This is a genomic window from Cupriavidus gilardii, assembly GCF_013347325.1.
GTDB lineage: Bacteria > Pseudomonadota > Gammaproteobacteria > Burkholderiales > Burkholderiaceae > Cupriavidus > Cupriavidus gilardii.
Map to the genome: position 1 here is coordinate 2,334,042 of NZ_CP054626.1, position 23,169 is coordinate 2,357,210.

Annotated in this window: 17 protein-coding genes; 5 read left to right on the forward strand and 12 right to left on the reverse strand. The window is 68.5% G+C overall.

Features of this window, described 5'->3' with window-relative positions; all coding sequences use genetic code 11:
- Window positions 1–87 precede the first annotated feature (87 nt).
- The gene (locus FOB47_RS20690; protein WP_174781987.1) at window positions 88–888 is read left to right on the forward strand and encodes a metallophosphoesterase; all 801 of its coding nucleotides are present in this window, start codon (window positions 88–90) and stop codon (window positions 886–888) included.
- A 210-nt stretch (window positions 889–1,098) separates the two neighbouring features.
- Here the strand turns inward: FOB47_RS20690 and groL are convergent, their stop codons facing one another.
- The 7 genes from groL to FOB47_RS20725 form a co-directional block, all read right to left on the reverse strand.
- Window positions 1,099–2,742: a chaperonin GroEL gene (gene groL, locus FOB47_RS20695; protein ID WP_174781988.1), complete on the reverse strand. Its 1,644-nt coding sequence runs from the start codon at window positions 2,740–2,742 to the stop codon at window positions 1,099–1,101.
- Between the two features lie 108 nt (window positions 2,743–2,850).
- Window positions 2,851–3,141: a co-chaperone GroES gene (gene groES / locus FOB47_RS20700; protein WP_006578153.1), complete on the reverse strand. Its 291-nt coding sequence runs from the start codon at window positions 3,139–3,141 to the stop codon at window positions 2,851–2,853.
- 347 nt (window positions 3,142–3,488) lie between these two features.
- Window positions 3,489–4,466 carry a TIGR03885 family FMN-dependent LLM class oxidoreductase gene (locus FOB47_RS20705; protein WP_151023418.1) on the reverse strand — a complete coding sequence of 326 codons (978 nt, stop codon included), beginning with the start codon at window positions 4,464–4,466 and terminating at the stop codon, window positions 3,489–3,491.
- Between the two features lie 40 nt (window positions 4,467–4,506).
- Window positions 4,507–4,905 carry a sensory rhodopsin transducer gene (locus FOB47_RS20710; RefSeq protein ID WP_053822276.1) on the reverse strand — a complete coding sequence of 133 codons (399 nt, stop codon included), beginning with the start codon at window positions 4,903–4,905 and terminating at the stop codon, window positions 4,507–4,509.
- A 49-nt stretch (window positions 4,906–4,954) separates the two neighbouring features.
- Window positions 4,955–6,580, reverse strand: coding sequence for an alpha-amylase family protein (locus FOB47_RS20715; protein WP_174781989.1), 1,626 nt, complete (start codon window positions 6,578–6,580; stop codon window positions 4,955–4,957).
- A 69-nt stretch (window positions 6,581–6,649) separates the two neighbouring features.
- Entirely contained in the window at window positions 6,650–8,296 is a 1,647-nt protein-coding gene (locus FOB47_RS20720) for an alpha-amylase family glycosyl hydrolase (RefSeq protein WP_244959349.1), read from the reverse strand.
- 315 nt (window positions 8,297–8,611) lie between these two features.
- Window positions 8,612–8,902, reverse strand: coding sequence for a hypothetical protein (locus tag FOB47_RS20725; RefSeq protein WP_053822278.1), 291 nt, complete (start codon window positions 8,900–8,902; stop codon window positions 8,612–8,614).
- A 218-nt stretch (window positions 8,903–9,120) separates the two neighbouring features.
- Between FOB47_RS20725 and FOB47_RS20730 the strand changes: the two genes are divergently transcribed.
- Entirely contained in the window at window positions 9,121–9,651 is a 531-nt protein-coding gene (locus FOB47_RS20730; protein WP_174781990.1) for a hypothetical protein, read from the forward strand.
- A 99-nt stretch (window positions 9,652–9,750) separates the two neighbouring features.
- On the opposite strand, the gene FOB47_RS20735 is transcribed toward FOB47_RS20730, so the two are convergent.
- The 4 genes from FOB47_RS20735 to FOB47_RS20750 all read right to left on the reverse strand — a co-directional run bounded on the left by FOB47_RS20735 (window position 9,751) and on the right by FOB47_RS20750 (window position 14,619).
- On the reverse strand, window positions 9,751–12,009 hold the full coding sequence (locus FOB47_RS20735; protein ID WP_390884862.1) for a xanthine dehydrogenase family protein molybdopterin-binding subunit: 2,259 nt from the start codon (window positions 12,007–12,009) through the stop codon (window positions 9,751–9,753).
- Between the two features lie 25 nt (window positions 12,010–12,034).
- Window positions 12,035–12,493 (reverse strand): (2Fe-2S)-binding protein, encoded by a 459-nt coding sequence (locus FOB47_RS20740; protein ID WP_174781992.1) that lies wholly within the window; start codon window positions 12,491–12,493, stop codon window positions 12,035–12,037.
- Window positions 12,494–12,808: 315 nt separating this feature from the next.
- On the reverse strand, window positions 12,809–13,942 hold the full coding sequence (locus FOB47_RS20745; RefSeq protein WP_174781993.1) for an ATP-binding protein: 1,134 nt from the start codon (window positions 13,940–13,942) through the stop codon (window positions 12,809–12,811).
- A gap of 266 nt (window positions 13,943–14,208) precedes the next feature.
- On the reverse strand, window positions 14,209–14,619 hold the full coding sequence (locus FOB47_RS20750; protein ID WP_053822283.1) for a hypothetical protein: 411 nt from the start codon (window positions 14,617–14,619) through the stop codon (window positions 14,209–14,211).
- Window positions 14,620–15,288: 669 nt separating this feature from the next.
- Here FOB47_RS20750 and FOB47_RS20755 point away from each other — a divergent pair.
- Complete coding sequence (locus FOB47_RS20755; protein WP_174781994.1) at window positions 15,289–18,729, forward strand: diguanylate cyclase; 3,441 nt, start codon at window positions 15,289–15,291, stop codon at window positions 18,727–18,729.
- A 28-nt stretch (window positions 18,730–18,757) separates the two neighbouring features.
- Here the strand turns inward: FOB47_RS20755 and FOB47_RS20760 are convergent, their stop codons facing one another.
- The gene (locus FOB47_RS20760) at window positions 18,758–20,554 is read right to left on the reverse strand and encodes a hypothetical protein (RefSeq protein WP_174781995.1); all 1,797 of its coding nucleotides are present in this window, start codon (window positions 20,552–20,554) and stop codon (window positions 18,758–18,760) included.
- Window positions 20,555–20,883: 329 nt separating this feature from the next.
- Here FOB47_RS20760 and FOB47_RS20765 point away from each other — a divergent pair, with 329 nt between their 5' ends.
- Together FOB47_RS20765 and FOB47_RS20770 are read left to right on the forward strand one after the other, a co-directional pair.
- Entirely contained in the window at window positions 20,884–21,396 is a 513-nt protein-coding gene (locus FOB47_RS20765; RefSeq protein WP_053822286.1) for a cupin domain-containing protein, read from the forward strand.
- A 418-nt stretch (window positions 21,397–21,814) separates the two neighbouring features.
- Window positions 21,815–23,125 (forward strand): dicarboxylate/amino acid:cation symporter, encoded by a 1,311-nt coding sequence (locus FOB47_RS20770; RefSeq protein WP_053822287.1) that lies wholly within the window; start codon window positions 21,815–21,817, stop codon window positions 23,123–23,125.
- Window positions 23,126–23,169: the final 44 nt, after the last annotated feature.

Genomic DNA, 23,169 nt, shown 5'->3' on the forward strand with positions numbered 1-23,169 from the left:
GGTCGGCGATGCCCGCACTTGACCGTCCCCGCCGCATGCTGAACACTCCGATGGCACAGGCCCGTCTGGAGGCCAGCTGGAGGCGGCATGAAGCTACGCGTTCTGAGCGATCTGCATCTGGAACACCATACCCCCGAATCGGTCCCCGACTGCGACGCCGACGTGGTCGTACTGGCCGGAGACATCGCCAACGGCCGCGACGGCATCGATTGGGCCGCACGGCATCTGCGCGGGCCGATCGTCTATGTGCCCGGCAACCACGAGTACTACGACAGCACCTTCACGCGGGTCGATGCGCAACTGGCCGCCGCCGCGGCCGCGCATCCGCAGGTGCATCTGCTGACCGCAGGCGTGGCTGTGTTCGAACTGCCGGGCCAGGCGCCGGTCCGCGTGCTCGGCACGACCTGGTGGGCCGACTACGCGCTGTTCGGCCGCGAGCGCATCGACGACGCGATGCAGGCCTGCGCCAAGGTGATGCTCGACCATCGGCTGATCTCGGTGGAAGAAGGCGGCGATGATGGTGAAGGCGGCCTGCGGCGCTTCACGCCGGCCGATGCGCTGGCGCGGCACCGGGCCGAGTCCGCGTGGCTCGCCGGCGAGCTGGAAAAGCCGTTCGACGGCGCGACCGTGGTCGTCACCCACCATGCGCCGGACCTGGGCAGCCTCGACCCGCGCTATGCGCACGATCTCGCGTCGGCCGGCTTCATCTCGCGCCGGCCCGACCTGGTCCAGCGCGCCGACCTGTGGATCCACGGCCATACCCACACCAGCTTCGACTACCGCGTCGACGGCGCGCGCGTCGTCTGCAACCCGCGCGGCTATGTACGGCGCGGCGACGGGGCGCTGGAGAACGCGAAGTTCGATTGGGGGTATGTGGTCGAGGTTTGAGCGCTGTCCCTTCCTCCGGTGGTTTGGTTCCCCTCTCCCCCCCTCTCCCGCAAGCGGGAGAGGGGAGAAACCCATCGCCCGAAAGCGCCCCACCGCGAGCCCAAAACAAAAAACCCCCACGGGCTTGCACCCGTGGGGGTTTCGACTGAAGCGACGACTCACGCCGTCTCGGCAGTCAGGGCAGTCGGCCGAAGCCGACGGCCGGCGTGATTACATCATGCCGTCCATGCCACCCATGCCACCCATGCCGCCCGGCATTGCCGGCGCCGACTCTTCCTTCGGCGTTTCGGCGATCGCGCAGTCGGTGGTCAGCATCAGCGACGCGACCGAAGCGGCGTTTTGCAGCGCGGTGCGGGTCACCTTGGTCGGGTCCAGCACGCCCATCTCGACCAGGTCGCCGTACTCGCCGCTGGCGGCGTTGTAGCCGAAGTTGCCGTTGCCTTCGATGACCTTGGCGACGACGACCGAAGCTTCTTCACCGGCGTTCAGCACGATCTGGCGCAGCGGCTCTTCCATGGCGCGCAGCACGATCTTGATGCCGGCGTTCTGGTCGGGGTTGTCGCCGCTCAGGCTGGCGATCGCGGCGCGGGCACGCAGCAGGGCCACACCACCGCCCGGAACGATGCCTTCTTCAACGGCAGCGCGGGTGGCGTGCAGCGCGTCTTCGACGCGAGCCTTCTTTTCCTTCATTTCGACTTCGGTGGCAGCGCCAACCTTGATCACCGCAACACCGCCGGCCAGCTTGGCCACGCGCTCTTGCAGCTTCTCGCGGTCGTAGTCCGAGGTCGCTTCCTCGATCTGGGCGCGGATCTGCTTGACGCGGCCTTCGATCGCGGCGGCGTCACCGGCACCGTCGATGATGATGGTGTTTTCCTTGCCGATCTCGACACGCTTGGCTTGACCCAGGTCTTGCAGCGTGGCCTTTTCCAGCGTCAGGCCGACTTCCTCGGCGATCACGGTGCCGCCGGTCAGGATGGCGATGTCTTCCAGCATGGCCTTGCGGCGGTCGCCGAAGCCAGGCGCCTTGACGGCGGCGGTCTTGAGGATGCCACGGATGTTGTTGACCACCAGGGTCGCCAGCGCTTCGCCTTCGACGTCTTCGGCGATGATCAGCAGCGGACGGCTCGACTTGGCCACTTGCTCCAGCACCGGCAGCAGGTCGCGGATGTTCGAGATCTTCTTGTCGAACAGCAGCACGAACGGGTTGTCGAGCTGGACGACTTGCTTGTCCGGGTTGTTGATGAAGTACGGCGACAGGTAGCCGCGGTCGAACTGCATGCCCTCGACGACTTCCAGCTCGTCGGCCAGCGACTTGCCGTCTTCGACGGTGATCACGCCCTCCTTGCCGACCTTGTCCATCGCCTCGGCGATCAGCTTGCCGATCACTTCGTCGCTGTTGGCCGAGATCGCGCCAACCTGGGCGATTTCCTTGCTGGTCGTGGTCGGCTTGCTCAGCTTCTTCAGCTCTTCGACGGCGGCGCCAACGGCCTTGTCGATGCCGCGCTTCAGATCCATCGGGTTCATGCCGGCGGCAACGTACTTCATGCCTTCGCGCACGATCGACTGGGCCAGCACGGTCGCAGTGGTGGTACCGTCACCGGCGTTGTCGCTGGTCTTGGAAGCGACTTCCTTGACCATCTGGGCGCCCATGTTCTGCAGCTTGTCCTTCAGCTCGATTTCCTTGGCGACCGACACGCCGTCCTTGGTCACGGTCGGGCCGCCGAAGCTGCGCTCGAGCACCACGTTGCGGCCCTTCGGACCCAGGGTCACCTTGACCGCGTTGGCCAGGATGTTCACGCCTTCGACCATCTTGTGGCGAGCGCTGTCGCCGAACACTACGTCTTTAGCTGCCATGTTCTAGATCTCCAGAATTCTGTACGGGAAAAGTCCCGGGCGCGATCGCCGCAGCGGCGGAACCGTGCGCCCCGGGGGTTCCGGACGCGCGGCGCCCGGACAGCGACATCACTTGTTGATGACCGCCATGATGTCTTCTTCGCGCATGACCAGCAGTTCCTGGCCATCCACCTTCACGGTCTGGCCGGCGTACTTGCCGAACAGCACGCGGTCACCCACCTTGACGTCGAGGGCGATCGACGCCCCCTTGTCATCCTTCTTGCCCGGGCCGATGGCCAGCACTTCGCCCTGATCGGGCTTCTCGGCAGCATTGTCGGGAATCACGATGCCGGAAGCGGTCTTGGTTTCGTTGTCCAGACGCTTGACGATCACGCGGTCGTGCAAAGGACGCAGATTCATACGGACTCCTTAGTACAAGTGAGCATTTATTTGCAAAGTGGCCGCCGCGGAACTGCGGGGGCCCTTGAAATCGGCCGCCGGATGCAGGTTACAGCACGCTGTTAGCACTCACGTCCGGCGAGTGCTAATTATAGGGACGGGGTTTCGGGTTTTCAAGACGAGGTCTGAATACGGGTTTACCCGTATAAAGGAAGGCAGTTTGCCGCGGCCCCGCGCCGAGCAAGGCCGGGCGGGCATTGTCTCTTGTATTGTGCGGCCGGTAATTTTTCAGGCGGATGTCGCCTGCTGCCCCGAACGTCTGTCGCGACGGCGGACCGCCCCCGCCTTGCGGGGGGACGCAGCCAGGCTCAGGCGCCGCCCCGCAACTGCGGCAGCACCGTCTGCGCGCAGGCGTCGAGCCAGGCCTGCTGGTTGCCGCAGACGTTGTGCAGGAAGACCGCGTCGGCGCCCATCGCCAGGTCTTCGGCAAGCCAGGCGGCCTGCTGCGCGGCGTCGCAGGAGATCCGGACCGCGCGCTCGATGTCGTCCGGGGACACGGTGCCGGCGCGGGCATCGAACTCGGCCGGGGTCGCCAGGTTTGCCGCGGTCTCGCTGTCGAACACATTGGTGCGCCACTGCTCGTAGGCCATGCGGCGCGCGGCCTCGTCGCCCTGCGTGGGGTCGGCGTAGGCGATCTTGGCCTGAATATGCACCGGTTTGCCTCCGCCGCCGCCCTCGCGGAAGGCGTCGATGACCGCGCGCATGGTCTCGCGCGGCGCCGAGATCGTGATCAGGCCGTCGGCCCACTGCCCCGCCCAGCGCGCGGTCTGCTCGGTCAGCGCCGCGGCGAAGATCGGCGGCGGACGCTGCGGCAGCGTGTACAGCCGGGCGCGATCGACGACGATGCTGCCCCGGTGCGTCACCTCCTCGCCGCGCCACAGCGCGCGCATCACCTCCACCGATTCGGACAGCATCGCCTGCCGCTCGGGCTTGGGCGGCCACGGCCGGCCGGTGATGTGTTCGTTCAGCGCCTCGCCGGTGCCCAGCGCGATCCAGAAGCGGCCCGGGAACATGGCCTCCAGCGTCGCCGCGGCCTGGGCCACCACGGCCGGGTGGTAGCGCCCGAACGGGCAGGCGACCACGCCCGTCGGCAGGTCGACGGTCGCCATCGCGGCGCCGAGCCACGACCAGGAATGGCCGCTCTCCCCTTGCCGCTCGCTCCACGGATGGAAGTGGTCGGAGCTGCTGAGCGCGGTAAAGCCGGCCAGCTGCGCGGCGCGCGCATAGCGCAGCAGATCGCCTGGCGAGAACTGTTCGTGCGAGGCGTGATAACCGATCAAGGGCATGGCGGACTCCTGGGCGGGATGGGGATCGGGTGCGCCGCGGTCAGCCGGACGCGGCGGACACCGAGGCCGGGACCGGATAGGCCAGCGTCGTCATCAGCGCGAGCGCGGCCTGGCGCGAATCGAGCCGGGTGTGCTGCACGACGATCGGCACATCGGACTCGATCACGCTGGCGTAGTCGGTGTCCTCGGGGATCGGCTCGGGGTCGTGCAGATCGTTGAAGCGCAGATGCAGCGTGCGCCGCGCCGGCACCGTCAGCCGGTACGGACCGACGGGCTCGCGATCCGCATAGAAGATCGTCACCGTGACATGGGCCGGAGCATCGCCGGTATTGAGCAGGCAGGCCGCCTCGTGGCTGTTCAATTGCCGGCTGGCGGCAGGGTCGGTCGGCGGCAGATAGCCTTCCGCAATGACCCAGCGCCGTTGTCCGATCGCTTCCATCGCGTTTCTCCTTGGTTGTCGCTGTCCTTGCCCGAACGCATGCTCCCGATCACGGCCCGAAGCATGGCCGCTGCCGCAGCCACCGGTAGCCGTAGGCACGCAGCTTCAGCGTATGCGCGGTCTGCGCCGGCGGATACGGGCCATCGACCAGCATGTCGCGCAGCTCGCCGACCTCGACGTCGGGCAGCTTCACCTCGACGTCCTTGTCCGACAGATTGGCGAAGGTGAACACCACCTGCCCGTCCAGCTCGTGCCGCAGCGCCAGCACCGACGGGCAGCCGACCTCCATCACCGTGCATTCGCCATAGCCGATCTCGGGCATGCCGAGGCGCGCGCGGATCATCTTGCCGGTCTTGGCCAGCAGCGAATCGTCGCGCAGCGTTTGGTCGTAGATATTGACCTCGCCGTAGCCGAACGGGCCCTCGCGGATCACCGGCACCGGCAGCGATGCGGGATCGGCGGGCGAGAAGCCGCCATTGACCTCGTCGGACCATTGCATCGCCGTGCGCACCGCGTGGCGCTCCTTCAGCGACAGGTCCTCGCCCATGCCGATCTCCTCGCCGTAGCGCAGGATCGGCGTGCCGGGCAGCGAGAACAGCAGCGCATGGACCTGCGCGATGCGGCGCTGGTCGCCATCGAGCATCGGCGGCAGCCGGCGGCGGATGCCGCGGTTGTAGACCCGCATGTTCTCGTCCGGCGCGAAGCGCTGCATCACCTCCTCGCGCTCCGCCTCGCTGAGCCGCTCCAGATCGAGCTCGTCGTGATTGCGCACCCATACCGCGTACTGCGCGCGCTCGGGCGGGTCGGGCTGATCGCGCAGCGCGCGCTCGATCGGCTCGGCCTGTTGCCGCGCAAGCGCCAGGAACAGGAAGTTGTTCAGGAAGAAGTTCGACACCAGCGTCAGCCGATGGCCCTTGCCGAAATAGCGCGCGTAGTCCGCGGCCGGCACGTCGACCTCGCCGAGCAGCACCGCGTCGGAGCGGCGCAGCGTGGCGAACGCGCGCAGGTCGTTCAGCAGCCAGAAGCCGTCGTCGCGCGGGTCCGCTTCCTTGGCCCCGTCGATCATGTGCCCCGCCGCATCGATGCGGAAGCCCGATACGCCGAGCCGCAGCCAGAACGACATGATCTCCTCGATCTCGGTGCGCACCGCCGGGTTGGCGATGTTCAGATCGGGCTGGTGCGAATAGAAGGCATGCCGATAGTATTGGCCCGCTTCCTCGTCCCAGGTCCAGACGCTGTCCTCGACGGTCGGGAAGATCGGCTTGACGTCGGTCTCCACCGGTTCGTCCGCCCAGACGTAGTAGTCGCGGTACGGCGAATTGCGGTCGCGCCGCGCTTCCTGGAACCAGCGGTGCTGATCGGACGTGTGGTGCGCCACCAGCTCCACCATCACGCGGATACCGAGCTCCTCGGCCTTCTCCAGCAGCGCCACCATGTCGGCCAGATTGCCGAAGCGCGGATCGACGGCGAGGTGGTCGGTGATGTCGTAGCCGCCATCGCGAAACGGCGACTGGTAGAACGGCGACAGCCAGATGCAGGTCACGCCGAGCCCGCGCAGGTATTCGAGATGCGCCGTCAGACCCTGGAGATCGCCCCATCCGTCGTTATTGCCGTCGCGAAATACGCTGACGTCGATCTGGTAGATGATCGCATTGCGGTACCACAGCGAACGCATGGGTCCTCCCTCCTGACGATTGAACGGCGGCGGCGGGCGCAGCGTGCCGCGCCGCGCCGACTGGCACGCTCACGGTTGCGATGGCTGCGAGCGCTGCGATCGCGTCGCCAGCGACAGCGGCTCCAGCAGCACGGCCTGCTCGGGCTGCAGCATGCCGTCGAAACGCCGATCCGCCCCTTCGGGCAGGCTGTCGATCGCGACGCGCCAGTCGCCGTCGAGATCGACCGGCAGCGGCCGCTCAGCAAAGTTGATGCAGACCACGCGCTCGTCCTCGCCATGCCGACGGCGATAGGCCAGCACCTCGGGCGGCGACGGCAATTCCTCCCAAATGCCCAGCCGCAGCGCCGGGCTCGCGCGGCGCGCGGCGATCAGCGTACGGTACAGATGCAGCATCGACGAGGGCTGCGACCATTGCGACTGCACCGACAGCGTGGCGGCCTCGGGCGGGAACGGCAGCCAGGTCCGCGCCGCGCGCCAGCCATGCGGCGGCGCGAAGTCCCAGGGGATCGGTCCACGCGGACCGTCGCGCCCGCCCGGATCGACGCGCTGCCCCGCTTCGACCACCACGTCCTCCAGCCCCAGCTCCTCGCCCTGGAAGATGAACGGCGTGCCGCGCAGGGTCAGCAGCATCACCGCCGCGGCACGCGCGCGGCGCATCGAGCCGCCGTAGCGCGTGCGATGGCGCTCGTTGTCGTGGTTCGACAGCACCCAGGTCGGCCAAGCCTCGGCCGGCTGCAGCAGCGCATCGACCTCGCGGATGCAGGTGCGGAACACCACCGGGTCCCACGGCGCATCGAGCGGTGGAAAGTTGAACGACATGTGCAGCTCGTCGCCGGCGCCGTAGTACTGCACCACGGTGGCGGTCGAGCGGATATTGACCTCGCCGACCAGCACGCGGTCGCCGGGATAGCTGTCGACCAGCTTGCGGATGCCGCGCAGCACCTCGTGGCTGTAGGGATCGTCGTTGAAGTCGGCCAGCGGCTCGCCGGCCAGGCAGCGCGGATGATCGGCGAAGGTCGGGTCCTTGCCGGTGCAATGCGCGACGTCGATGCGAAAGCCGTCGACGCCGCGGTCGAGCCAGAAACGCAGCACGCCGTGCATCGCCTGCACGACCTCGGGATTGCGCCAGTTCAGGTCCGGCTGTTGCGGCAGGAACAGATGCAGGTAGTACTGGCCGGTGGCCTCGTCCCATGTCCATGCGCTGCCGGCGCCCAGCGCCGCGCGCCAGTCGTTGGGCTGGTCGCGCCAGATGTACCAGTCGCGCTTCGGGTTGTCGCGCGACGAGCGCGATTCGATGAACCACGGGTGCTGGTCCGAGGTGTGGTTCGGCACGAAGTCGAGCAGCACGCGCAGGCCGCGCGCGTGGGCCTCGCCGATCAGCCGGTCGGCATCGGCCAGCGAGCCGAACACCGGATCGACGTCGCAGTAGTCGCTGATGTCATAGCCCGCATCGGCCATCGGCGAGCGATAGATCGGCGAGAGCCAGATCGTGTCGGCGCCGAGCGCGCGCACATGGTCGAGCCGCTCGATGATGCCGGCCAGGTCGCCGACGCCGTCGCCATTCGCATCGGCGAACGAGCGCGGGTAGATCTGGTAGACCACGGCGCTCTTCCACCAGACCGAGGTGTCGCGCGTCGCTTCGACGGCCTGCGAGGGATCGGGCGGTGGGCCGGGCATGGCACCGGCCGGTGCGGTGGCACGGACATTCACATTCATGGGCTCGCGGGCGAAGACGGTTGTCATCCGCCCGCCGATGCAGCTTCCATGCCCGTTTGGCGGCATCGGTGGTGTCGTCCATGGTGTCGTCCATGGTGTCGTCCATGGTGTCGTCCATGGTGTCGTCCGATGTCGAACCGACATGGGCACGGCGCCGCCGCAGCAACGATGCGCAAATCCTGCGCGGCCGCGGTAATTTTTTCCGACACGGGGGTCGGCGCGGTGGTGGGGAAGCGAAAAGAGTGCCCGGGGGCAAGCCAGGAGGCTGGGAGCAGAGAAGCTGGCCGCGCGGCGGCGCCCTGGTAACGCAGGACGCTAGGACAACAGCCCCGAGTCCTCGATATACCCGAGGGCCTGCCGTATCTCGCGGCGTGCCTTCAGGCTGTAGCAGACCTGCCGGTCCTGCACGGTCAGCGCCACGATGTCGGCCTGCAGCAGTTCCTGGAAGATCCGCCCCGCGCGACGCAGGGTCAGGCCCGCGGCGGCGGCCACGTCGGCGGCCGGCACGCACACGTCGCCGGCCTCCAGCAGCGCGCGGCAGATGTCGGCGCGCGCCGGATCGGCCAGCAGGGCATAGCTCAGGGTGGCTTCCTGCTTCGGGTCCATGTCCGTACATTAGGCGCCACATCCTGCAATGGCAAGCCACGTTCGGGGGATGACACACGCAGCTGCTGTGCTAGCCTACGCGGCGCCAGAGCGCGGCGCGGCGATATTGCGGCGCGCGCCGGCCACAGAGCCATACCAGAGCCATACACAACAACGGGCCGGCATCGGGCCGTCGCTGCCAACGGGCGCGCATCGATGCCTTGGACGGGAGAAGGGAAATGAATCAAGGCAGGACAGCGCGCATCGCGCTGTCGCGCCCGGGCGCAACCGAGCCGCTGCTGCAGGCGGCCGGCATGTGGACCGACTGGCTGGCCTTCGGCGATCCGGTCAGCGCCAGCGGACCGCTGCTGGCCGGCACGACGCCGCTGGTGCGCACCGACAGCCAGTACTTCATGATGACGCGGCCCGGCAGCAGTGCCACCACGATGACGCAGGGCATGCAGGTGCGGCTCGATGCCAGCAGCGACTTCGGCTCCGGCTCGGGCAAGGCCGCGCTGAAGCTGCGCGGCATGAGCATGGCGGTCGAGATCGACACGCCGCAGCCGCTGGTCTTCGACGATGCGGCCGGCGGGCAGCGCGCGGTGTCGGGTTCGATCTCGCTGACGCGGCGCACCCCGGCCGCACGCCAGGGCGGGCTGTCGGCGCACGAGTCCGGCCTGATTCGCGTCGCCCTGCCCGACACGAATGGCGCGCCAACGGTGCGGCTGATGTCGATGCCGCGCCTGATGGCGCATTACCTGGCGCTGTAAGGCCAGCGCTCCGCCGCGCGCAAAACGAAAGCGGCCGTCCCTCAGCAGGGCCGGCCGCTTTTCACATCGGCGACGCTGCCGCCGCGATCTACGTCACCTCTACGCCATCACGAACGGCAACTGCCGCTGGCGCTTGCCGGTCAGCTTGAACACCGCGTTGGCGACCGCCGGCGCGATCACCGGTACGCCGGGCTCGCCGAGCCCGGTAGGCGGATCGTCGGACGGCACGAAGTGCACCTCGACCGGCGGCGCATCGTTGATGCGCACCGGCGGGAAGTCGCCGAAATTGCTGTTCCTGACCGCGCCGTTGTCGATCTCGATCGCGAAGCCCGGCCGGATCATCGCCAGCCCGAACACGCAACCGCCCTCGATCTGCGCGCTTGCCGACAGCGGGTTGATCACGCGGTTCGCATGCACGCCGGCGGTCACGCGATGGACATGCGGCTGCCCGTTGCGCAGCGAGACCTCGACCACATAGGCCACCGCCGAATCGAAGGACTGGTGCACGGCGACGCCCCAGGCGCGGCCCGCCGGCAGCCTGCGCTTGCCGTAGCCGGACTTCTCGACCGCCAGCTGCAGCGCCGCGCGCTGCCGCGCGCCCTTGACCGGATCGAGCCGGGCGAGTCGGTAGGCGACCGGGTCCTGCTTGGCCACCGTCGCCAGTTCGTCGATCAGCGTCTCCTTGACGAACGCGGTGTGCGTATGGCCGACCGAGCGCCACCACAGCACCGGCACCTGCACCTTCGGGTGATGGACCGACAGCCGCAGCGGGAAGCCATAGTCATGATCGACGATGCCCTCGGTCATCGTATGGTCGACGCCGTCCTTGACCAGGAAGGCCTCGAACGGCGAGCCCATCGTCAGCGACTGGCCGACGATTGCGTGCTCCCAGCCCAGCACCTTGCCCTGCGCATCGATGCCGATGCGCGCATGGTGCAGATGCAGCGGCCGGTAGTAGCCACCGCGGATATCGTCCTCGCGGCTCCAGATGACCTTGACCGGCTCGCGATGGCCCTTGGCGACCCAGGCGCGCATCAGCTGCGCGGCTTCGACCAGATAGTCGGAGGTCGGCACCGCGCGCCGGCCGAAGCCGCCGCCGGCCATCATCGTGACCACCGACACCTGTTCGGGCGGCAGGCCGAAGGCCTTGGCCAGCGCGCCGTGGTCGACGGTCTGGAACTGCGTGCCGGCCCAGACCTTGACGCGGGCCGGCTTGCCGCCGGCCACCTCAGCCTGCATCGTGCAGTTCAGCGGCTCCATCGGCGCGTGCGCCAGATAGGGGAAGCGGTACTCGGCCTCGACGGTGCGCACGGCCCCGGCCAGGTCGAAAGCATCGGCGCGCGGCGTCCTGCCTGGCTGGCGCGCCAGCTTGGCGTATTCCTCGTACAGCGCCGCGCTCGATACCGTCGAGCCGCTGTCGTCCCATTCGGCCTGCAGCGCATCGCGCCCCTGCTTCGCGGGCCAATAGCCGGTGGCGACCACGGCAACGCCAGTGCCGCCGCCATCGGTCGGCACCTCGAACACCTCGACTACCCCCTGGATCGCGCGCGCCGCCTCGGCATTGAAGCGGCGCACCTTGCCGCCAAAGCGCGGCGGCCGCGCGACCACGGCGACCCGCAGGTTGTCGAGCTGCGTATCGATGCCGAAGCCGACCGAGCCGTCGAGCTTGCCGCGCGTATCCAGCCGCGGCGTCGGCTTGCCGATCAGCGCGAAGCGCGACGGATCCTTCAGCGTGACCTGCTGCGGCACCGGCATCTCCATCGCGGCCTGCGCGAGCTCGCCATAGGTCGCGCGGCGGTTGCCGGCCGTGACCACGCCATTCGCGGTGGTGCACGCCGACGGCTCGACCGCCCACCGCTGCGCTGCCGCGGCGATCAGCATCGCGCGGGCGCGGGCACCGAGCTCGCGATACTGCTGGTACGAGTGCTTGACCGCGGTCGAGCCGCCGGTCATCTGAATCCCCATCGCCGGATCCTTGTACGGATCGCCGGCCGGGGCCAGCACCGCGCGGACGTTGCGCCAGTCGACGTCGAGGTCCTCGGCCAACATCATCGGCAGCGCGGTATGCACGCCCTGGCCGAATTCAAGCCGGTTGACGGCGATCGTCACGGTGTTGTCGGGCGCGATCACGATGAAGGCCTGTGGCGCGGCGGCCGGACCCTTGGCGGCGGGCACGGCTGCCGCAGCCTCCTCGGCGTGGGCCGCGCCCGGCGGCACGATGCCCAGCGCCAGTCCGCCGCCCGCGATGCCGGTCAGCTTCAGGAAGGTGCGCCGGTCGATGCCGGCTGCCGGCGCATCGTGCGAGCCCGAGGCGGCGGCGCCGGATAGCGCGGCAATCCGCGCTCCAAGTCGTTGCATTTGCATGATGTCTCCCGGCCCCGGATCAGCCCAGCGTGCGCGCCGCGTCCTTGATGGCGGCGCGGATCCGTTGATAGGTGCCGCAGCGGCACAGGTTGCCGGCCATCGCCTGATCGATATCGGCATCGGTCGGCTTGCGCTTGTTGCGCAGCAGCCCGATCGCGCTCATCACCTGCCCGTTCTGGCAATAGCCGCACTGCGATACGTCGTTCCTGACCCAGGCATCGAGCACCGCGCGGCCGACCTTGTCGGTGCCGGCGCCTTCGATCGTCGTGATACGCGCGCCCTGCAGCGCGGAGATCGGCGTCACGCACGCGCGGATCGGCTGGCCGTTCATGTGTACCGTGCAGGCGCCGCAGGCCGCGATGCCGCAGCCGAACTTGGTGCCGGTCATCTGCAGCTGATCGCGCAGCGCCCACAGCAGCGGCGTGCTCGGATCGGCGTCCACCTGCATCGGCTTGCCGTTGATTTCCAGCATCGTCATGGGGATCGTTCCTTGTCGTGCCGCCCCCCCTTTTCCGGACTGTCAGCGACGCGCGCCGCGACAGGGGGCGGAATGCCGGGGGCGCGAAAACCAGGCAAGCATAGTGCAAAGCCGCGCGTTTGTTTGTCCCCGGATCGTTGCCGTCACGTTGCCGTCAGCGCGGTGCAAGGTTGATGACAGTCTGGTGTCAGATTGAGCGTTCGGGCCGCCAAGGCCGCTGGGGGCCCGCCCGCGAAGCCTTCGTGCGTGCGATGGCCGCGTCAATCCTCGCAGCTGCCAAGGGCATGTACGGATGCGCGAAGGCTATTGCGCCAACTAGGGAGCATCCGCCAGGTTCCGAACCCAGGCGCCAAAGTTCTCGTTCTCGAATTCGTACGAGCCGCGAGGCGACTTTGACACGACGCCCTTCTCATCAAGGCGTGCGAGCGCCTTCTGCACGTGCGCAGCGCCAAGGACCTCGATTCCAAGTTGCTCCCTGAAGGCTGCGAGCAGCGAGCGAGCGAAAGGCTTGACGGCCGGGTTGTTCGCAAACTCCGCCACCAGAAGGCGTTCCAGGGCGGTCAGCTTAGCCCACGTAGCCTCGTGATTCTCGGCCAGCGCCAGCTTCTCCAGTTGCAGGGCGACCGCCTTGGCGAAGCTCATCTTCGGCTGCATCATGAGCGTCACGGCGACTTCGAGCAGGGGCTCGGGGCGCTGATGGAACTGCTTGAACGCTGCCTTCGCCTTTTTCAGATCGAATGTGCGGCCCGTGGAGGCGGCAAACTGCTTGGCAACGAACTCCACAAAATCATCGTCCAACAGCGGAAAGTCCTGGAGCGGGTGGCCGGCCGAGTAGAGCGGAGCCCGCGTATCGGTAAAGACGTGACCCAGTTGGGTGCGGGACGAGCCGGTGAACACAACGCGGAGCCGTTTGTTGTACTTCGTCAGGGCCGTGCGCAGGGCACGCGCCAGATCCTCGCCCTCCTCACTGCGCCCCAGAGACTGGGCCTCGTCGATCAGCAACAGAACCTGGCTATCGTTTGTCAGGCGGCCAAGCAGGTCATCGAGTCGCAGCGCCATGTCGACGGCCAGCCGCCCCTTCTCGTCGCCCAACTCGATCGTCCCTTCGACCGATCCGGCGCCGACGGATGCCCTCCCCTTGATGGACTTGATCGAAGGCGATAGTTTCGCCTTCAGCCTGCCGGCGAACGTCCTCGACGTCTTGGCAGTCTCCAGGGCATGCAATAGTGCGGCACCCGGAGTCTGCCTGGTCTGCCAGAGATCCACATAAACGACAAGGTAGCCATCCTTCTCCGCGGCCGGGGTCAAGTCATGCCGCAGGAACACGGTCTTCCCCGTACGCCGTGGCGCGAAGATGGTCAACGAGGCAAGGATTCCCGCGTTCAGGGCCGCAAGATATGACCGGGCGAGTTGAGGCCGAGGAAAGTGCCAGAGGTCCGTGAGCTTCATGGCATTACACCAAATTATACGCGATTCGTATAATTATACCGACACCGGATAATTATGGATAATTCCGGGCGCGATGCGCAATAGTCGATCGGCTCCAGATGGCAAGGTGCGCCGAACGGGGAACGCCGCAACCGCCGTCTGGACTGCTGGCCCCTCACTCGTGTTGGGCCTGGCCAGAGGGCAACTCGATGGCGAATTGAGCGGGGGCAAAAATAAAAACCGCCCGCATCGGCGGGCGGCGTGGGCAAGGCGTCAAGCCGCAGCGCTCAGGCCATCGCGCTGCGCCGGCCCTGCGCGCGGCGCAGGCCGACCCATTGCAGGCAGGCGAACACCGCCACGCCCCAGGCCTGCAGCAGCACGAAGGCGCTGCCGAGCCAGGTCGGCGACAGCCAGCCGGTGACCAGCAGCAGCATGCAGTCGATGGCCCACAGTGCATTGCAGACGATCACGGCCAGCACCAGCGCGCGCGGCATCGGATTGCGCGTCGACAGCAGGCCGACGATCGCGGCATAGGGCAGCAGCACCAGGCCGGCATAGCGCAGCCAGGACGCCGGAATGGCGAACCAGTTCGACAGCACGTTGGCGTCGAACACCATCAGCAGGCCCATCAGGCCGCTGACGATGGCGTCGGCGAGAAGGACATGGCGCAGCAGGCGGGTCGGTTGGACGGTTTGCATGGTCGATCTCCGTAGGGTTCAGGGGGAAAGGCGAAGGGAAGAAAAAGAGGAAGCGGTTGCGATGGCTTCATCATCGTCGCCGGCCGTGCGCAATGCGATGACCTGCGAGGTAATCGCCGCGCCAATCTCCGCCCAAACGCCGCACCAATCCCCACGCCAAACGCCGCACCAATCCCCACGCCAAACGCCGCACCAATCCCCACGCCAAACGCCGCACCAATCCCCACCCCCAATCCCCACCCCAATCCCCGCCCCAATCCCCGCCCCAATCCCCGCCCCAATCCCCGCCCCAATCCCCGCCCCAATCCCCACCCCAATCCCCACCCCAATCCCCGCCCCAATCCCCGCCCCAATCCCCGCCCCAATCCCCGCCCCAATCCGCGCCTCAATCCGCGCCTCAATCCGTGCCCCAAACCCCGCAATCGCCGCACTACCAGGCCCGCCTACCTCAAAACGCCGCCCAACGCCATCCCCAAATGCGCCCCGACTTTGCGCCTTATCGGCGCTTGGCCGACATCGGCCTGACGCTATAGTCGCCCGATGCTGCCGGACCCGCGTCCGGCATGGTCCCCTATTGCCCGGCACCGCGCCGCATGGCGGGGGACACCCCTGGCCCCGCACCTTGTCCGCCCGCCGCCGGCACCACGCCATGCGCCAACCCACGCTCCCATGACGTCCGATCCGGAACCGACCCTGCCCGCCCTGCCCCGCTGGCAGCGCGTCTCGCTTGCGTCCGCGCTGTTCTTCCTGCTGGCCGTCGCCGGCATCGCGCTGACGCGCTATCCGGGCAATGCCGCCATCGTCTGGCTGGCTACGGCCTTCGGCGCCGGCGTGACGCTGCACCAGCCGCCGCGCGAGCGCGCCTGGATGCTGGCCGGCATGCTGGTGGCGGGCATTGCCGCCAATGCGATGTTCGGCGACCCCTGGTGGCTCGCGCTGGTGCTGGGCGCTTCCAATATCGCGGAGATCCTGTTCGTCGCGTGGCTGGCACCGAGCATCAGCGGCGGCATCGGCCGGGCCAGCGCGGTGCCGCTGGCCCGCTTCGCGCTGATGCTGGGCGCGACCTGCACGCTGGCCCCGGTGATCGGCGCTACCATCGGCGCCGCCGCAATCTCGATCGCCTACGGCCAGCCCTTCGCCGGCATCTGGTCGACCTGGTGGAGTGCCGACGCGATGGGCATGCTGATGCTGGTGCCGCTGTCGGTCACCTACTCGCGCGAGCGTCTGCGCGACACGTTTCCACGCACGCGGCTGCCGCGCGTGGCCGGGCTGCTGCTGTTGACCGCCACCGTCGGCGGCCTCGCGGTGGTGCAAACGCACGATCCGTTCGGCGTGCTGTCGCTGCCGCTGGTGGTCGCCGCGCTGTTTACCAACCCGTTCGCCACCGCATTGCTGACGCTGCTGTCGATGCTGGTCACGGTGATGCTGGGACTGGCCGCCGCACAGGCCGGGCTGGTCGACGCGCCGCAGTTCCTCACCCACGCGATGAAGCTGTCGACCAGCCTGATCCTGGTGTTCCCGGTCTGCATTGCCTATCTGAGCGAGCAGAATCGGCGCGACCGCAGCGAGCTGCGCGGCAGCGAACGGCGCTTCCGCCAGGCGATGCACCATTCGGCGATCGGCATGGCGCTGGTCAGCGTCGATGGCCGCTGGCAGCAGGTCAACCGCGCGATCTGCGAGCTGTTCGGCTACAGCGCGACCGAACTCAGCCGCATCCCGTTCCAGCAGATCACGCACCCGGACGACCTGGCTGCCGATCTGGCGCAGCTCGATCGGCTGGTCGCCGGCGACATCGACAGCTACCGCATGGAGAAGCGCTACCGGCGCAAGGATGGCAACTTCATCTGGACGCTGCTGGCGGTGTCGCTGGTGCGCGACGAGGCCAGCGGCGCGCCGCTGCATTTCATCGCGCAGGTCGAGGATATCCACGAACACAAGCTGGCGCAGCAGCGGCTCGAGGCGCTGTCGCGGCGCACCGAACTGGCGGTCGAGGCGGGCCGGGTCGGCATCTGGGAATGGGACATCGCCGCCGGCACGTTGTCCTGGGACCGCCGCATGCACGCGCTGCATGGCACCGCCGCCGCCGATGGCGCGCCGGACCTCGACGGCTGGATCGCGCTGGTGCATCCCGACGACGTGGCGCGCGCCCGGCACGAGATGCGTCAGGCCGTCAAGGGCGCGCAGCCCTTCGATACCGAGTACCGGATCCTGCGGCCCGACGGCCAGGTGCGGCATATCCGCGCGATGGCGGTGGTCTCGCGCGCCGACGATGGCACGGCCCTGTCGATGGTCGGCACCAACTGGGACATCACCGAGCACCGCCGCCTGACCGAGGCGCTGTTCGAGGAGAAGGAGCGGCTGCATATCACGTTGCGATCGATCGGCGACGCGGTGATCTGCACCGATGCCTCGCTGCGCATCACCTTCATCAATCCGATCGCCGAGCAGCTGACTGGCTGGACCATGGCCGAGGCCGACGGCCGGCCGCTGGCCACGGTCTTTCACGTCGTCGACGAAACCAGCGGCCAGCCGATTGCCTGCCCGGTCGCCAAGTGCCTGCAGACGCTGCGGCCGGTCTATCTGGAGGACGGCGCGGTGCTGATCAGCCGCCACGGCGAGCGCCACGACGTGCAGGACTCCGCCGCGCCGGTGCTGACGCCGCGCGGCGACGTGATCGGCGCGGTGCTGGTGTTCCAGGACATCACGGCCGCCCGCGCGCTGCAGCGCAAGCTCGCGCATTCGGCGATGCACGACGCGCTGACCGGGCTGCCCAATCGCATCTGGTTCGAGCAGCGCCTGCGCGAGGCCTGCGAGTCCGCGCGCGAGTTCGACCAGCACCATGCGCTGTGCTTCATCGATCTGGACCGCTTCAAGATCGTCAACGACACCGCGGGCCATGCCGCCGGCGACGTGCTGCTGCGGGAGCTGGGTCACGTGATCCGCAGCCAGGTGCGGCCCAACGACCTGCTGGCGCGGCTCGGCGGCGACGAATTCGCGCTGCTGCTGCGCAACTGCTCGGTGGACCAGGGCGAGCGCGTCTGCCTGAAGGTCATCGACGCGATCCGTGCGCGCCGTTTCCCGTGGGAAGGCCGGGTCTACGACGTCGGCGCCAGCGTCGGCATCACCGCGATCGACCGCGAGGCGCCGCCGCTGGGCGAGCTGATGAGCCGTGCCGACGTGGCGTGCTACGCCGCCAAGGCCGCGGGCCGCAACCGCGTCTCGGTCTATCGCCGCGACGAGAGCGACGCGCGCCGCCACCATCGCGAGCTGCAGGTCGCCGCGGGCATCCATTCGGCGCTGGAGGCCAACCGCTTCCGGCTGTTCGCGCAGGAGATCCGCGCGCTGGCGCCGGGGTCCGGATCGACGCCGCCGGCAGCATTGCCTGCGTCATCGCCGGCATCGCCGCCCGCATCGCATATCGAGATCCTGGTCCGCATGGTCGACGAGCACGGCAGCCTGGTGATGCCTGGCGCCTTCATTCCGGCGGCCGAGCGCTACGACCTGATGGGCCATGTGGACCGCTGGGTCATCCAGCATGTGCTGCGCGATTTCGGCGCGCGGCTGCTGGCGGTGCCGGGGCTGTCGGTGTCGATCAACCTGTCGGCCAATTCGCTGGGCGAGCCCTTCCTGCTGCCCTTCCTGCATGCCGAGCTGTCGAACTCGGTGCTGCCGGCCAGCCGCATCCGCCTGGAGATCACCGAGACCGCGCTGATCAACAACATGGCGGCGGCCAACCGGCTGGTCGCCGAGATGCGCAAGGCCGGCTGCACGATGGCGCTGGACGACTTCGGCGCCGGCCTGTCGTCGTTTGCCTATCTGAAGCAGTTCCCGGTCGACTACCTGAAGATCGACGGCAGCTTCATCCGCCATCTGGCCAGCAGCGCCGTCGATCGGGAGATCGTCAGCTCGATCAACGACATCGGCCACCGGCTCGGCATCCACACCGTGGCCGAGTCGGTCGAGGACGAAGCGACGCTGGACGTGCTGCGCGAGATCGGCGTCGACTATGCGCAGGGCTATGCAATCGGACGGCCGATGCCGCTGGAGGACTACCTGGCGCGCTGCGCCAGCGGCACGCCAGGCGAGACGGCGCAGCGCCAGCCGAGATAGCGCAGCTTGCCGCCGCTGCCCCGGCGGTTCAGCCGTGGCTGGCAGCGGCAATGGCGCCGTCTGCCAGCCGGCGCAACAGCGGCGTGCGGGCGTCGTCCTGCCGCGCAGCGTGTCCTGCGTCGCACTGCGTCTCCTCCAACGACTCCACCGACTCCACCGACTCCGACGATTCCGACGCGCCGTCGGCTTCGCGCACCGGCGCGGCCTGCTGCGCGCGCGCCGGATCGATGCAGCGTCCGTCGAGATGGCGCTGCACCAGCTTCAGCGCCAGCCGGCATTGCTCGGGGGTCTGCGCGGCCTCGATCGCGGCCACGACTTCGGCATCGGCTCCGAGCGTGCGCATCAGCGCGCGCGCCAGGCTGCGCTCGGCCAGCGCTTGCGCGGAACCGCGCGCCTGCAGATGCTGCATCACACGCATCGCGATCAGATGACGATGCGCGTCGGCGTTGCCGGCATCGATCTGCGCGCAGGCCGTGCCGATCGCCTTGGCGGCGGCGGCGTCGTTGCCGCCGGCGGGCCGCAGCGTCCGCCGGGCCGTCCGCGCGGCCGCCTGCAACTCGCGCCGGTCCTTGTACCACCGATACATCTTGGACACCGCGAAGACGAGCCAGCACACGCCGAGAACCCCGCCGACCACCGCCAGCCCCATGCCGGCCGTGGCCGCGGTCAACGTGGTCAGCGCGGCCACCGTCAGGCCGAGCACCGTGCCGTTGACCGCCAGCGTGCCGGCGCCGTAAGCGATCCGAAACTTCGCGTTGCGGCCCTCCCGGTTGGCATTGTCGATGGCCTTGCCGAGCCGGCCGTCGCAGTACTGCATCGCGGTGCGATAGAACGCCGCCGTCTGCTGCAGCGACTCGGAGTCCGCCTCGCCGACGATGGCCTGCTGCCGCCTCGACAGCGGCTGCGCCTTGCAGACGGTCGCCGCCGCGCCGTTGTGCTCGAGGCCGGCCAGCGCGGCCGCGAGCGGGGAACGCCGCAGCAGCTCGCGCCGCCGATGCAACGCCGCGCGCTGCTTGCCGCTGTCGCGCAGCTGCATGACCCCGGTGACGACATGCGCCGCCGACATGGCCATCGACGCCGCGCATCCTGCGATACCCGTCCAGGGCAAGGCGGTCGCGATCAACGGAAACAGGTGGCCGAGCGTCTGGATCGCGGAGAACCCCGCCGCGCCGCTTTGCACGATGCCGTCGCGCGCCAGCGTCAAGCCGCGGTGGAACAGCTTGCCGCCGCAGTCGCCGCGCTCGGCCCGCGTGTGACGATGCATGAGGAAGGCGTCGAGGTAGCCTTCGTCGCGCAGTGCCTGCCGCTGCTGGCGCCGCATCGCGCGCTCGGCAGGCAGCGCGGCTTCGGTGCGCGATGCCAGCCGCCGGCGCAACGCCGCTTCGCAGAGCTTGTGTTCGGCGAACGTCTGCCGCAGGCGCGCATCCAGGAGGCTGCGCTTGGCGAGCACCGAGCGGAATCGCCGGATCGCCACGCCGATCTCCACCGCCGCCAGCAGCGGCATCGCGGCGCCGATCCGAACGCTCAGCGTGGAGAAACCTGGAGGCACGCCGTCGCGCAGCAGCGCGGGCAGTTGCGCGGCGCGCGTAGAGGCCACCGCGGCCGCAACCGCGCCCCAGATCGGGTAGAGCGCAGCTTCGAGCTTGCCGAGCCCGGAGAACGGCCGCTTCGCCTTGTGGACGGTGATGCGGCACACCACGCCGCCAAGCAACATGGCGCCGGCGCCGACCTTGCCGGCTGGCGGGGACGGCGGCAGCGCGCTCTGACGCCATGGCGTGGTCGGCGCGGAACCCGCAAAGGAGGATGCAAAACCGGTTGGAGGCATGATGGTTCCCCGCAACGGGCGCCGGCGTCGGCAGGCGACACGTCGCAAATACACTGCAGACACAAGACCGAGGCACCGCATGGTGCGGCGCACTATCGAACTCGGATGGCGGGAATGTACGACGTGTGCAACTGCAAAAGTCACGCGGAATGCGTGCTTCTTTAGTTTCCGGGCAAGCGAATCGGAAGAACCTCGGCTCGATCTTGGTCCGCCACGGCGGGATGGCATCGTGCGTGAACGCACAGAGACCGGGGATGCGGCCTCGCTACGCTGGGTCAAGCCCCGTCCCGCGCCCTTGCGCGCTACCGCTACAGACAGGAGACCGCGCCATGCCGCCACGCAGATCCGCCGCCGCGCACGACGCGCGCATCGAAGGCGTGTTCAGCCGCGTCGACGCCATGACGCTGGAGGACTGTCCGATCGAACCGGGCTGGGTGCGCGCCGGCCAGCCGCACGCGCGCGCCGCCACGCATGCGATGGCGCGCGACGGACTGGCCTCCACGCATCTGTGGGAATGCAGCGCCGGCGCCTTCGCCTGGCGCTTCAGCGTCGAGGAGACCGTGCTGATTCTCGACGGCGAGGTGCGCGTGACCAGCCCCGGCGGACAGGTCCGCACGCTGCGCGCCGGCGACGTGGGACATTTCCCGGCCCATACGACGTGGCTGTGGGAGGTCGACCGCCATGTGCGCAAGATCGCCTTCTGCCGGCGCGAGGTGCCGTGGCCGCTGCGCTTGGCCACGCGGGCGCTCGATCGGCTGCTGGAACGGGCCCGCGCGCTGAGACCGGCCGGCGGCGCGTGGCGGCGCCCGGGCCGCGACGCCGGGATGTCGTCGTCGCCCTGAGGCATCGGGGGCGACGGGCGCGCCGTTCGGAAATCCGAACACGCCGACTGCACGCGCTGCCGGAAATCCGAACGCTGTCGCCGAAGCCTCGAACTTTTTCTTTTCGTTTCAAGCACTTGCAAGGCGCCCTCCGCCTTCGCAAGCTGGCACGCCACGTGCGAACTAGGGCCCCCATCTATAGCGCCGCTGCCACCCGGCTGCGCCACAACGATGGAGGAAACGACATGGCTGCCCCCACCCTGCCCGCCTGGCCCACACAGCGTTCTCGACCGCGTCCGCGCCCGCTGCCCTGAAGCGGGCGCGCGTTGCCGCGGGCGCCTCGGCGTCCGCCGACCTGTGCGGGGCGGTGCGCCGCCTTGCGCGTCTTTCGTTTCCCAAGCTGTCCGGCCCGCGCCGGACGCCTCAGGTTTGAATCACGATGAAACTGAACCGACTGCCTACCCTGATCCTGTTCGCCATGCTGCTCGGCCTGCTGGCCGGCACCGCCGCGCACCACCTCGCGCCCGACGCGGCCGCGGCCAAATCGATCGCCGGTCATCTGTCGATCCTGACCGACGTGTTCCTGCGGATGATCAAGATGATCATCGGCCCGCTGGTGTTCGCCACGCTGGTCAGCGGCATCGCCAGCATGGGCGACGGCAAGGCGGTGGGCCGGATCGGCATGAAGGCGATGGGCTGGTTCGTGATCGCCTCGGTGACCTCGCTGCTGCTGGGCCTGGTGATGGCCAACCTGCTGACGCCGGGCCATGGCATGAACCTGCCGCTGCCGCCCGCCGACGCCACCTCGAACCTGAAGACCGGCGCGCTGAACCTGCGCGACTTCGTCACCCACATGTTCCCGAAGAGCATCGCCGAGGCGATGGCGAGCAACGAGATCCTGCAGATCGTGGTGTTCTCGCTGTTCTTCGGCTTTGCGCTGGGCGCGGTCAAGGACGGTCCCGGCAAGCCGCTGCTGGCCGCGATCGAGGGCCTGGCCAAGGTGATGCTGAAGGTCACCAACTATGTGATGGCGTTCGCCCCGGTCGGCGTGTTCGGCGCCATCGCCGCGGTGATCACCGCCGAAGGCCTGGGCGTGCTGACCGTCTACGCCAAGCTGCTCGGCAGCCTGTACCTGTCGCTGGCGCTGCTGTGGGCCGCGCTGATCTTCGGCGGCTATCTATTCCTCGGCCGCGACGTGTTCCGCCTGCTCAAGACGCTGCGCGCGCCGCTGATGATCGGCTTTGCCACCGCCAGCAGCGAGTCGGCCTATCCGAAGGTGATCGACCAGCTGACCCGCTTCGGCGTCAAGGAGCGCATCACCAATTTCGTGCTGCCGCTCGGCTACTCGTTCAACCTCGACGGCTCGATCATGTACACCTCGTTCGCGGCGCTGTTCGTCGCGCAGGTCTATGGCATCGAGCTGACACTGACCCAGCAGATCACGATGCTGCTGGTGCTGCTGGTCACCAGCAAGGGCATCGCCGGCGTGCCGCGCGCCTCGCTGGTGGTGGTCGCCGCCGTGTTGCCGATGTTCGGCCTGCCTGAGGCCGGCATCCTGCTGGTGCTGGGCATCGACCATGTGCTCGATATGGGCCGTACCGTCACCAACGTGCTCGGTAACGCCATTGCCACGACCGTCGTCGCCAAAAGCGAAGGCGCGATCGGCGCGCCGGTGCCGGAAGAAGCGGACGACACCGCTGAAGACGGCGCTACCGACCTGGCACCCGTCCAGGTCCTGGCGAGCAAGTAGCCTCCCTGCTTGTTTCTTCAGGGCGTGCCAGGGGCCCGACCGCC